Source organism: Solibacillus sp. FSL W7-1472, from assembly GCF_037969775.1.
Classification (GTDB): Bacteria; Bacillota; Bacilli; order Bacillales_A; family Planococcaceae; genus Solibacillus; species Solibacillus silvestris.
The window spans coordinates 3,497,659-3,510,835 of the sequence record NZ_CP150208.1 but is presented as its reverse complement, the minus strand read 5'-3'; the positions used below and the strand labels follow the sequence as shown (position 1 = coordinate 3,510,835).

The 13,177-nt window shown below is 37.5% G+C and carries 10 protein-coding genes; 5 read left to right on the top strand and 5 right to left on the bottom strand.

What is annotated here, in order from left to right:
- Window positions 1–2: 2 nt before the first annotated feature.
- From MKY07_RS17575 to MKY07_RS17565, 3 genes are all read right to left on the bottom strand, one after another.
- Entirely contained in the window at window positions 3–935 is a 933-nt protein-coding gene (locus tag MKY07_RS17575) for an ABC transporter permease (protein ID WP_008405516.1), read from the bottom strand.
- Window positions 935–1,864: an ABC transporter permease gene (locus MKY07_RS17570; protein WP_008405519.1), complete on the bottom strand. Its 930-nt coding sequence runs from the start codon at window positions 1,862–1,864 to the stop codon at window positions 935–937. The genes MKY07_RS17575 and MKY07_RS17570 overlap by 1 nt, the downstream gene beginning before the upstream one ends.
- 146 nt (window positions 1,865–2,010) lie before the next feature.
- Window positions 2,011–3,627: a peptide ABC transporter substrate-binding protein gene (locus MKY07_RS17565; protein WP_339263267.1), complete on the bottom strand. Its 1,617-nt coding sequence runs from the start codon at window positions 3,625–3,627 to the stop codon at window positions 2,011–2,013.
- Window positions 3,628–3,981: 354 nt separating this feature from the next.
- On the opposite strand from MKY07_RS17565, the gene MKY07_RS17560 reads away from it, so the two are divergent.
- Both MKY07_RS17560 and MKY07_RS17555 read left to right on the top strand, forming a co-directional pair.
- Window positions 3,982–4,539: a thioredoxin family protein gene (locus tag MKY07_RS17560; protein WP_339263266.1), complete on the top strand. Its 558-nt coding sequence runs from the start codon at window positions 3,982–3,984 to the stop codon at window positions 4,537–4,539.
- 175 nt (window positions 4,540–4,714) lie between these two features.
- Window positions 4,715–5,641 (top strand): diacylglycerol kinase, encoded by a 927-nt coding sequence (locus tag MKY07_RS17555; protein ID WP_014822623.1) that lies wholly within the window; start codon window positions 4,715–4,717, stop codon window positions 5,639–5,641.
- A 406-nt stretch (window positions 5,642–6,047) separates the two neighbouring features.
- Here MKY07_RS17555 and MKY07_RS17550 read toward each other — a convergent pair whose 3' ends face one another.
- Window positions 6,048–7,733 (bottom strand): methyl-accepting chemotaxis protein, encoded by a 1,686-nt coding sequence (locus tag MKY07_RS17550; RefSeq protein WP_339263265.1) that lies wholly within the window; start codon window positions 7,731–7,733, stop codon window positions 6,048–6,050.
- Window positions 7,734–7,920: 187 nt separating this feature from the next.
- Here MKY07_RS17550 and rlmD point away from each other — a divergent pair, with 187 nt between their 5' ends.
- A complete protein-coding gene (rlmD, locus tag MKY07_RS17545; protein WP_014822625.1) occupies window positions 7,921–9,285 on the top strand; it encodes a 23S rRNA (uracil(1939)-C(5))-methyltransferase RlmD in 1,365 nt (454 codons plus the stop codon).
- Window positions 9,286–9,382: 97 nt separating this feature from the next.
- Here the strand turns inward: rlmD and MKY07_RS17540 are convergent, their stop codons facing one another.
- Complete coding sequence (locus MKY07_RS17540; protein WP_065217627.1) at window positions 9,383–10,069, bottom strand: type 1 glutamine amidotransferase domain-containing protein; 687 nt, start codon at window positions 10,067–10,069, stop codon at window positions 9,383–9,385.
- 74 nt (window positions 10,070–10,143) lie between these two features.
- Between MKY07_RS17540 and MKY07_RS17535 the strand changes: the two genes are divergently transcribed.
- The gene (locus MKY07_RS17535) at window positions 10,144–10,503 is read left to right on the top strand and encodes a MerR family transcriptional regulator (RefSeq protein ID WP_014822627.1); all 360 of its coding nucleotides are present in this window, start codon (window positions 10,144–10,146) and stop codon (window positions 10,501–10,503) included.
- A 348-nt stretch (window positions 10,504–10,851) separates the two neighbouring features.
- A complete protein-coding gene (locus MKY07_RS17530) occupies window positions 10,852–13,110 on the top strand; it encodes a S9 family peptidase (RefSeq protein WP_339263264.1) in 2,259 nt (752 codons plus the stop codon).
- Window positions 13,111–13,177 lie beyond the last annotated feature (67 nt).

Genomic DNA, 13,177 nt, shown 5'->3' with positions numbered 1-13,177 from the left:
CCTTATTTACGTAATTTCGGATCAAGTGCGTCACGTAAGCCGTCCCCAACTGCGTTAAATGCGAATATTGTAATTGAGATTAAAGCTGCAGGGAACAATAATCGCCATGGTGCAGATTGAAGTGCTTTGAAACCTTCAGAGGCCATCGTACCCCAGCTGGCTAAAGGAGCCTGAACCCCTAAACCTAAGTAGCTTAAGAAACTCTCTGTGAAAATTGCACTTGGAATAGTCATTGTCATTGTTACTAAAATAGCACCCATTGCATTTGGGATTAAGTGACGTTTAATGATGTGCCATTGATTTGCGCCTAATGTACGAGCGGCAAGTACGTATTCCTGATTTTTAATTTTCAGTACTTCACTTCGTACAATACGCGCCATGTTTACCCAACCTGTAATGGAAAGGGCGATAATCATAGGAATTAAACCAGGTTCCATAATTACCAATAAAATAATTACTACTAATAGATAAGGGATTGCCGTCAATACGTCTGCGATACGCATCATAATATTATCGACACGACCACCTGCTAAACCTGCGATACTTCCCCATAAAACACCGATAATCAAATCAATTACAGCGGCAGTAATACCGATGAATAATGAAATTCGAGCGCCTTCCCATGCACGGACGAAAATATCACGCGCAAGGTCATCCGTACCGAACCAATGTGTTGCAGAAGGAGCGGTATTATATAAACCTACATTCTGTTCATATGTATAAGAAGAGAACACCGGCGCAAAAATTGCAAATCCTGCAATTATAATAAGAAGGATTAACCCGAGTACAGCTAACTTGTTATGAGAGAAGCGATAAAATACTTCTTTCCAATAAGATACTTGCTTTTTAGAAAGGGCATCTGTATTTTCTGAACGACCGACAACATCGAACATGTCAGCTGATACTTTTGGTATTTGCTGTTCGTTTTGAGCCATTATTTTTTCGCTCCTTTCAATTTAATACGTGGATCGATGACACTGTATAAAATGTCTACGATTAATACAGCCAGTAATAAAATTAATGAATAGAACACAGTCGTACCCATAATTACCGTATAGTCACGATTTGTAATACTTGTTACGAAATGGCGGCCAAGTCCTGGCACCGCAAAAATCTGTTCAATAACGAACGAACCTGTAATAACACCGGCAAAAAGTGGACCTAAATACGTTACAACCGGCAATAATGCATTACGTAAAGAGTGCTTGAACACGATTGTCCATTTTCCAAGACCTTTTGCACGAGCAAGCTTTACATACTCACTATTGTTTTGCTCCAACATACTAGAACGAGTAAGTTTGGCAATAAATCCGGCATGGGTAACAGCAATTGCCAATGAAGGTAATATTGTATAGGCAAATCCTTTCCAGCCACTTACCGGGAACCAGCCTGCTTCAAATGCCAGGTAATACTGCAAGAGTCCGGCTAATATGAAGGAAGGAACTGAAATCCCTAAAATTGCAAAAATTGTCGCGGCATAATCTCCAAAGCGGTTATGATACAGTGCCGATACAACGCCGAGTAATACACCAAGACCAATTGCTAAAACCATCGCCTGAAGACCTAAAGCAAGGGATACAGGGAAGCTTTCTGCGATAATGTCATTTGTGGAACGGCCTTTGTATTTCATCGACTCCCCAAAATCAAATGTCATTGTGTCTACTAAATAGTCTTTATATTGGATATACCAAGGATTATCCAACCCATATTTCGCGTTTAACTGTTCTTCGATGGCAGGCGGCAATTCACGTTCGCTCGTGAAAGGGCTACCTGGAGCAAGCTGCATTAGGAAGAACGTCGCTGTAATAATTAAGTACATTGCAAGTACGATATAGAGTAATCGTTTAATGATAAAGTTAAGCAATGTCCGTACCTCCTTTTTATACTATTTTGAAAATTCTATAAAACTATGAAAGGGAGTGCCCGAAATTTTATTTCGAGGCACTCCCTGTTTACGATGACTTTGCAATTAATTTGACCATCGCTGGAGTAAATAATAAATAGTTAAAATTACTTCATTTTAACGTATTTAAGATTAATGTTACCTAAAGCATCTGGAACCATATTTTCTACTTCGTCAGATACAACATTTAAGTTTGTATTGTAGTAAATAGGTGCTACAGGCATTTCTTCCATAATTACTGCTTCAGCTTCCAATAATTTTTCCGTACGTTTGTCCGGATCAGTTTCAGTGATCGACTCATTTAATAATGCAGTGTATTCATCGTTTGACCAGCCAGTTTGGTTATTGCCGTTCTCTGCAGAGTTATACATTTCTAGGAATGTATACGCATCATTGTAGTCAGCACCCCAACCAAGACGACCGATTTGGTAATCGCCATTTCCAATTTTATCTAAGTATACTTGCCATTCTGAGTTATCAAGTTTAACAGTAATACCTAAATTAGATGACCATCCTTGTTGGATGAATTGTGCGATTGCAGAGTGTGCTTCAGAAGTATTGTATGAAACTTTTACTTCTAAATCAGCAGGATTTGCTAATCCTAATTCTTTCAGACCAGCTTCTAAATATTTCTTCGCTTCTTCGAAATCAGCATCTTTGAAGTAACCTTCATCTTCGCCGAAGCCTTCTACAGAGTTTGGCACGATACCTAATGCAGGTTCTTGTTCGCCTTTTACAACATTACTGATTAAGCCTTCACGGTCGATTGCCAATGCTAATGCTTTACGAATGTTTTCGTTTTGCATTACTGGATCTTCTGTATTGAACTTGTACCAGTAAATAGAAGACATATCAGAAACGTTTAATTTGTCTTCAGATTTTAAGCGATCGATTGCATCAAGAGAAATTGTCCCGTAAGGAGCACCTAAGAAATCAATTTCTCCAGCGTCAAACATTGTCATTTGAGTTGTTTCAGACTCAACCATTGCAATGTTTACCGTATCGATATCTACATTTTCTGTATCCCAGTAAGTATCGCTTTTCTCTAAAACGATATCGCCTGAATGGTTCCAAGTAGATAAGTTGTAAGCACCGTTCGATACATATGTATCTGCTTCTGTGTACCATTTTGGATCCGCTTCAGCTGTTGCTTTATGGATTGGGTAGAACGTTTTAAATGCTGTTAATTCCAAGAAATATGGAGTCGGAGCATTTAACGTTACTTCCAATGTTTTTTCATCGATAGCTTTAATCGCTACATCTTCGGCAGTACCTTTACCGTTGTTGTATTCTTCTGCTCCTTTAATAGGGTAAAGGATAGTAGAATATTCAGACGCATTTTCCGGGTTTAATGCCCATTTCCATGCGTATTCAAAATCTTCAGCTGTAACTTTTTCTCCATTTGACCATTGTGCGTCACGTAACGTGAATGTATAAGTTAAAAGATCATCCGATACTTTATAATCTTCAGCGGCAGCTAAAACCGGCTCGCCTTCAACCAATGTTGTTAAACCTTCAAAAGTATTTTCTAAAATTGCGCCAGAAGTTGTATCTGAAGCTAATTGTGGATGTAATGAAGGTGGCTCAGAAGTGATTAGTAAATCTAATTCTTTTTCCCCATCTCCAGATGATGTTGATTTAGTTTCATCTCCTCCACATGCTGCAAGTAATGCAGATAATGAAAGTGCTGTAGCAGTCAATGCGACCTTTTTGTTGCGTTTCATAAATACCCCTCCTAGAAAATCATGTAAATTAAATTTTCTGATAATTTTTTGATGCGTTATTTTAATATATCAGAATATTTGTATGAAATATATACTACATTTGAAATTTTTTATAGATACTAATAAGTAAAACAATTATGAAAATTTTTAATTATTTTACTATAGGGTAATATTATTTGGGTAAAATATTAGATAGTTATAAAATTCTCGAAAGTATTAATAATCTGCTGTTTTATGTACCTTGTTTTGAAAATTTAGAATTGTATTATTGTGTAACAATTTTGACACATAAAACTTTCTTTTTTTCTTGAAAACATGCAAAATAGAAGAGAGCATTTGAAAGGTGGTATATAAATGAAAACAGAACAACAATATTTTGAAGAGAGCAAATCCATGAATGAATATATGGATGCAATGTCTCAATTAAAAGAACAAAGCTTTGCTATTTATGAGAGCTTTGAGCTTCCGGAAGATACAGCTTTTATTGAAAAGCTGAAAAATGCCAATGTCCATATTTTAGCTATTACTGAAGACTGGTGCGGGGATGCAATGATTAACAATCCAATCATTCGCAAAGTTGCAGAAGCAGCAGATGTAGAAATTCGTACAGCATTACGCGATGCGGATACAGATTTGATTGATCGCTATTTAACGAATGGTGGACGTGCTATTCCAATGTACTTGATTTTAAATGAAGCAGGAGAAGTAATTACAACATGGGGCCCACGTGCACCGCAATTACAGCAGCTAGTAACCGATTTACGTGCAACATTACCGGATAAAGAAGATCCAACATTTGAAGACGCACAAAAAGCGGTATACGAAAATATGCGCGGACAATATGTAAACGATTCAAAGCTGTGGAGCTATGTATATGAAGATTTTAAAAATAAGGTAACAGCAGCAATATAATTTAACTTAACCTGTTACTTTTACGAGTTCTTACTATATAATATAGTAGGAACTTTTTTCTATTTTATGCGTATTATTGAAGAGAATATCCCGGGTACTATTGTTGCTTTTCTAAAACAGACAGCAGTATACTTTGGACAGAATGAAAAATATAATTAATCAGGATGAGATCAATATGAAAAGAGCGAGAATTATATATAACCCAACTTCGGGTCGTGAAGTATTTAAGAGACATCTTCCGGAAGTATTGGAGAAACTCGAAATAGCAGGATATGAAACTTCATGTCACGCAACGACTGGTGAAGGTGATGCAACAAAAGCTGCAATTGAAGCTGTAAGACGAGAATTTGATGTTGTAATTGCGGTAGGTGGAGACGGTACGTTAAATGAAGTAGTGGCAGGTGTTAGCCAATGCGAAAAACGGCCAAAGCTTGGTTTAATTCCAATGGGGACGACAAATGACTTTGCACGGGCTGTTCGTATTCCCCGAAATGTTGAAGAAGCACTAAACATCATTCTTGCAGGGGATACAATACCTGTCGATGTCGGTATATTGAATGAAGACCGCTACTTCATTAACATTGCTGCAGGCGGGCGTATCACCGAGCTGACATACGAAGTACCGAGCAGAATGAAAACGGTACTTGGACAAATGGCGTATTATTTGAAGGCAATTGAAATGATTCCTTCTATTAAAGCAACTCATATGAAAATCCAAATGGATGAAGAAGAGTTTGATGGTAAAGCGATGATGTTTTTATGTGGCTTAACAAATTCCGTAGGCGGTTTCGAAAAAATCGCACCCGATGCATCAATCAATGACGGACTGTTCACTGTTATGATTTTAAAGGAATGCAATATTGCGGATTTCATACGTATTGCTTCATTGGCATTGCGTGGCGAGCATTTATCCGACGAACGTCTCATTTACAGAAAAGCTAGTCGTGTTGTCGTATCATCTGATCAGGAAGTGCATTTAAATCTGGACGGTGAATATGGCGGCGATGCACCAGCTGTTTTCCAAAATTTAAAAAGGCATATTGAAGTATTCGTGCCGAAAGATAAAATTCGTGAAATTGAAACGGATGAAGAAGTAATTTAACTATAGCTTGCAAGGGTAGTGGAATGCCCTTGTGAGTTTTTTGTTTTTATCGGGAAGAGTCGGGGGACGGGGAGTGAGCGGTTTTCTAATATAGTGCTTAAGTGTTCTAATAAAATAAATTAAGTTCTAATAAAAGCGGGAAGTTCTAATATAGCGCTTTGATCTTCTAATACCGGGTCGAGATGTTCAAATAAACTCACCGAATGTACTAATATCCTCTCAACATTTTCTAATAAAGCCTCTCAATATTCTAATATCCGCTAGCTTCATTTGAAAGAACACCCAGAACAGCGCATACAATACCAATTTTCTAATATATATGGTCAAAATACTCGATGAAAATCTAAAAACCTCCACTTCAACAATTATAAACCGTTAAAGTGAAGGCGTTTTAAGTCAATTCCTTTTACAATGTAAATTTATCCATACTTTGTTGCAGCTGTTTTGCCTGATTCGCTAAACGTTTAGAAAGCTCTTCCATTTCATCGACAAATTCAGTTTGAAGTTGTGTCGCATTTGCTACTTGCGCTACATCCGCCATCGTTTTTTCTGTACCTTGCGAAATTTCGATGACTGAAGCCGCAACTTCTTCTGAGCTTGCTGAAATTTGCTGTGATGTAGCAGAAATATGTTCTACACGCTCCGTTATATTGTAAATATTTTCGGTAATCGTGTGAAATGACTGACCGGCACGATCGATGACAACAACACCATCATTTGCACACTTGAGACTGCTTTCCACCGCTTCGCCAACATTTTGGGAATTGTACTGAATAGTTTCAGTTAAATGGACAATTTCATTTGCGGACTTTTTGGATTGCTCTGCGAGTTTGCGAACTTCATCTGCGACTACAGCAAAGCCTTTCCCATGTTCACCAGCTCTAGCCGCTTCAATGGCAGCATTCAAGGCAAGCAGATTCGTCTGATCCGCTATATCAGTAATGGCTTTCGTAATTGTACTAATTTGTCCTGACTGTTCAATTAATACGTTTGAAAGGCTGGAAATCGATTGAGTCGATGCATATACTGTTTCCATTTGCTGCATCGCTTCGTCAATAATTTTTACCCCGTCATTAGCAAACTGGGTCAATGTAACAGCACCACTATGCAATTCTTGTGTTGAGCGGGCAATCGAATTAATTCCCTGTGCCGTCTCATCTACAGCAAGGGCACTTTCGTTTGCCCCAATTGTCATCGTTGTGGCGGTCTGTGCAGTATGCTCAGTCAGTTCATTAATATGAGCTGTTTCCGATGAAATCGTCTCACTGTTTTTCATAAGTGCATCCGCCGAATTGCTAAGCTGATTTGCGTTATGCTGAATGCTTACTAACAATTCCTCGAAATTACACTGCAATGAAATAAAAGCATTCGACAGCATACCAAATTCATCTTTTGTGCGAACAGGTTTGTGTGAAACTTTAATATTCCCGCCAGCCATATGTTCCAGATCTTTTGTAATTGACTGGAGGCGCAGTGTAATGCCGTATTTCGTATAAATCATGTAGGAAGCTATAACAAGGAGCGCAATAATAATGAATATAACGGATAAAATCATCGATAGTGAAATCATGTTTTTCGTATTATTCACAACTTTATCAAGTTCGGTGTTTTCAATTTGTTCCACTTTCCCGGCAAGCTCGCTTGTGAAATTGCTCGTATATGTATAGTCACCATTCACCACTGATAGCGCGGCTGAAATATCACGTGTCTGTACAGATGAAATCACTCTATCCATTTGTTCGGCAATAATTTCTGATTGGTCTTTTAAGTTATTAATAATCGGTGCAGCATCCGCTGATATATTTTTGCTCTGCACTTCCTCGATGAGCTGGACGAGGCTTGTTGTATGGTTGTTTAGTGAATCCAAGTTATTTTGAGAAGGATCTACTGCATAGGCACGAGCATAGATGCCTTGCGACAGTATATGTTGCTGGATAGCATTAATCCGCTGAACCTGTGCCATTTGTACATCGACTGCTTTGGAAACTTCATCACCAATCCGGGAAAACTGAACGGTTGCAAATCCGATTGAAAATAAAAGCACCATCCCGATTAAAATAAAGCCAATATTAAGTTTTTTTCGAACTGACATATGCCTCAATCTCCTTGAAATTAATAGAATTATTAGAGTTATAAGGTAAATTATATAGGCAATACTTACTGAATACTAGAACAAAAGTAATAATTGGTTAGTCAGAACATTAGTAGAAAGTATAATAAGTGCAAATTATATGGAGCATGGTACAATAAAGTGATTGAAATGAGAGGAAGAAATGAACATGTCTGCACCTATTAAAAAAAATGATCGTCAAACAGTTTATATAGAAGATTTAACACATGATGGCAATGGCGTCGCGAAGATCGATGGCTATCCATTATTCATACAAGGGGCACTTCCTGGAGAAACTGCCGAGATTCATGTAATGAAAACATTAAAGAATTATGGGTTTGCAAAAGTAGTGAATATACTGGAAAAGTCGCCTGATCGTGTAGAAGCGCCATGTGTCTATTTTTCGCAATGTGGGGGATGTCAATTACAGCATCTTTCGTATGAGGGACAATTAAAATGGAAACAAAATATGGTCGCAAATGTGATGAAGCGTCTTGGTAAAATCGACGCACCTGTCCATCCGGTAAAAGGGATGGAAGAGCCTTGGCATTACCGCAACAAATCACAAATACCTTTTGCGCAAAACGAATCAGGTCAGATGGTGGCAGGCTTCTATAAAACGAAGTCACACTCAATTGTTGATATGGAACGTTGTTTAATTCAAACAGGAGAAGCCGATGTTGTCATGGCAGACTTGAAACGTGAGTTGGAAATTTTAGGTTTGCGTCCGTATGATGAAAAATCCCATCAAGGCATGCTGCGTCATGTTGTCGTTCGTAAAGGTCGCGCAACAGGCGAAGTAATGGTCGTACTCGTTACAAAATCTAAGAAATTCCCGCAGGCGAGCGCGGTAATCGAAAAAATCCGAGCACTTATCCCGAATGTCACGTCCATTGTCCAAAATGTAAACGGTGAGAAAACAAACGTTATATTCGGCAATGACACATTCACACTTTGGGGCAAGGATACAATTGAAGATACAATCGGCAATGTCCGTTTTGAAATTTCGGCACGCTCGTTTTATCAAGTCAACCCGGTTCAAACAGAAGTGCTTTATAAACAGGCCCTCGATTATGCACAACTGACAGGCAATGAACGCGTAATCGATGCCTACTGCGGTATCGGATCCATTTCACTGTTTTTAGCCCAAAAAGCGGGTCATGTAATGGGTGTTGAAATAGTCGAGCAGGCAATCGAAGACGCAAAACGCAATGCCGCATTAAACGGTTTTACAAACACATATTTCGAAGCTGGCCCGGCAGAGGAAGTCATTCCCCGCTGGTACAAAGAAGGTAAGGAAGCAGATGTATTAGTAGTCGATCCGCCGCGTAAAGGCTGTGATGAAGCGTTATTGAGTACAATCATCGAGCAAAAACCGAAGCGTGTAGTTTACGTATCGTGCAATCCCGCAACCCTTGCGCGCGACCTCCGTATTTTAGAAGACGGCGGATATAAAACGCAGGAAGTACAGCCGGTCGATATGTTCCCGCACACGACACACTGTGAAGCGGTTGCTTGGTTGGAGTTAGTATAGAAGTACAATAAAAAAGCTGTGTCAAAAATCCACATTGTATGGGGATTTTAGCACAGCTTTTTTGAGGTTAAAAACAATTTTTTGAGTTAATTTTGTATTAAAGTGATTTCAATAATTTAATTACATCTTTGGCAACTGCGCCACCTGATGCAGGATTTTGTCCTGTAACAATACGATTATCAGTTACAGTGAATACTGACCAATCAGCATCTTTTACGTAATTAGCACCTTTACGAACAAGTTCATCTTCAGTTAAAAATGGAACGACTTTATCAAGTCCAACAGCAATTTCTTCTGTGTTAGTAAAACCGGTCACTTTAGTATTTTTAATTAAATATTCACCATCACCATTTTTAATATTTAATAATCCTACAACTCCATGACAAACAGCAGAAACAACGCCACCGTTAGCGTGAATAGTACTTGCAATGTTTTGCAACTTTTCATCTTCTGCGAAATCCCACATAACTCCATGGCCACCTGCATAATAGATAGCAGCATAATCATTTGGGTTAATAGAGTCAGCGGGCAAAGTAGTGCTTAGTTTATTTAAGAAATCAGTATTTGTGTAATACTTCCAATCTAATTCGGTCATTTGATCCGGTTGCAAACTATGCGGGTCGAGTGGCGTATAACCACCTTTAGGGCTCACATAATCAATTTCATATCCTGCTTTTTCTATTTCAGCTGCAAAGTGAACAGCTTCTCCTAACCATAATCCTGTTGCACGATCTAAATTGGGATACTTAGAGGTATTCGTTACTACTAATAATATCTTTTTCATTATACAATCTCCTTTAAGTTTGATACTATCAAGCTTATAGGTTAAACCATACTTTAAGTCAAGGAGGACACCTCGTGTATACAATTCAACAAGCGAGCCTCTTAATTGAAATACCTGCAAGTTCAATTCGATACTATGAAAAAATAGATTTAATTCCACCAATAAAAAGAAATGAACAAAAGCATCGAATATTTGATGAACAAGACATTGAACTTTTAAAATTAATTAAATGTTTTCGAAGTCTAGGCATGTCAATTGAGGATATAAGAGAAAATATATCAACGCTGAATTTAGAGCAGGAAGAGATTAATACACAAGCTATATTAATTCAGCACAAGAAAAAACTAGAAGAGCAAATTGGCATTTTAAATTCTTTTATTAGTGAAATTGATCAGAAAATAATTCCTGTATTATCAGATACAGATTTAAAATAACGTTAAAATATTAAGCTGAGTGATTCTACTACATCATTCGGTTTTTTTGTTGTTTTAAAATGAAAATATAACTTGTCATTAATTCACAGGAAGCATAATAACAAATGGGGATGAAAAGAAGCTGCCTTGAGCGTGACCTTCTTGAAAATATTTGAATGCTCCTGTTAATTTACTTAACTTAAGTAAATTAATATATACGTTTGTTCTATAAATGAGTTTCATAAATATGCATATTAATGGAATTTAATTTTATATATATGTAAAAATAATGAATAATTTGTAATATATGTTAATAATTCAACTTTTTTGCGCTATTATTAAATTTGTAATTATAAAGGAGGGAATATTGTGAAAAAAATCTTTTTATCAGTTTTGTTAACGATATCATTATTAGTCTCGTTACCGTTTTCTGCTTTTGCAAACGATTCAACAACTGGGTTAGCTGCCAGTCAAGAAACAAATGTAACTATTGAAGATTTTCTTGAAGAAGCTGTCACAGCTTTAACTTTTCAACATGCTTCGGACTATATGAGAACAGAAGTCATTGAAAATTGGCTTGGTGATTATGAGTTCGAAAATACAAGCAACTATATTACTGAAAAACAGGCTGCACTTATTTTAGTAAAAGCCCTTGGTGCAGAAACAAATGAGGAAACGCTGGATGATTATAGAAAAACAGCAGAAAAGCTAGGCTTTTTTAAAGGTGTTTCCGATTTGCAGCCGATTACAAAAGCAAAGGTTTACAAAATGTTTAGTAATGTAAAAGACTATCAAAACAAAGATATTGATAACACAGGGGTACAGGAAATATCTGTCGAAGATTTTATGCGAAATCCTGGTAGTTTAGGTTATCAATTATCTCCAGACGGCGAATACATCGCTTACGCTGCAGAATGGCAAAGCAGGCTAAATGTTTTTATAAAGAATATGGATGATGAGAGCGAGCCTGTGCGAGTAACAAGTACAACTGATCGAGATATCGCGGGGCTTTTCTGGAAAGATAATAATATGTATTATTTAAAGGATAATGGGGGAGATGAAAATTATCATATTTACTCGTCTTCATTTAACGGTGCAAAAGAAAAAGATTTAACGCCGTACCCGAATGTTGTCGTACTTCCTATCGATTATTTGAAAGATGTTGAAGATGAAATTTTAATCATGATGAATAAAGAAGATGCAACGGTATTTGATGTTTATAAATTAAACGTAAAGACGGGTGCAACGAAGTTAGTAGCAAAAAACCCTGGGAATATTTTAAGCTGGATTCCCGATAGCAATGGACAAATTCGAATGGCTGTAGCATCTGACGGTGTAGTAGGTGCTGTTTTATATCGTGAAACAGAAGAAGATGAGTTCCAGCCATTTATCTCAATTGATGCTGGTGAAACAGTTTCACCGCTAGGATTTTCTCGAGACAATCAATCTATTTATGCCGTATCTGATAAGGGTCGAGATAAAGCGGCACTAGTAAAATATGATTTAGAGGGCAAAGAAGAAGTAGTTTTCTCAAATCCACTCGTTGATATTTCAGGGGCTCTTTACAGCTCAACAAAAGATCAACTTCTTTACGCTGCGTATATCACAGATAAAGTTCACTATAATTTCTTTGATAGCGAGTTTGAAAATCTTTTCAATAAAATGAAAGACCAACTTGGTGTAAGTGCAAGTGAATTTGGGATTAACGATTACAATAAGGAAATGACGAAATTTATCGTAAGTGTTTCAAGCGATACTGTTTATGGAAAGTATTATTATTATGATGCTGAAACAGAAACAATGACATTATTAGCAGAGTTAGGCTCATGGTTGGATGCTGGTAATTTGGCGGAGATGCATTCTATTTCCTATGAAGCGAGAGACGGTCTAATAATTCACGGTTATTTAACATTACCAAAAAATAAAATAGCTGAAGATTTACCGTTAGTTGTCATTCCGCATGGTGGTCCATGGGCTCGGGATATGTGGGGCTTTAATAATGAAGTACAGTTATTAGCAAATCAAGGCTATGCAGTACTTCAAGCAAACTTTAGATCATCTACAGGTTACGGTAAAGAATTCCTTGAAGCGGGCAACAAGCAATGGGGATTAAAAATCCAGGATGATATTACAGATGGAGTACAATGGGCAATTGATTTGGGCATTGCTGATGCAGAAAAGATCGGTATTTACGGTGCTTCCTTTGGGGGATATGCAACATTGGCCGGTATAACATTCACACCAGACTTATATGCTGCAGCAGTTGATTATGTAGGGGTTTCGAACATCTTTACATTATTGGAAACAATCCCTCCATATTGGGAAACACAACGAAATATGTTCTATGAGCGTGTAGGCCACCCTGAAAAGGATAAAGAACTGTTAAAAGCTGCTTCACCGGTATTCCATGTCGATAAAATTAAAACACCTTTATTTGTAGCACAAGGGGCGAATGATCCGCGTGTGAATAAACAAGAATCAGACCAAATCGTACAGGCACTTAAAAATAGAGGTGTGGAAGTTGAGTATATGGTAAAAGACAATGAAGGACACGGCTTTGCAAATGAAGAAAACCGAATTGAATTTTATAATGCATTGGTAGACTTCTTTGCGGAATATTTAAAGTAAACTATTGCTCACTTTACACCCGCCACATGTTGTAGCGGTCGCTTGGTTGGAGTTAGTTTAATCTAAA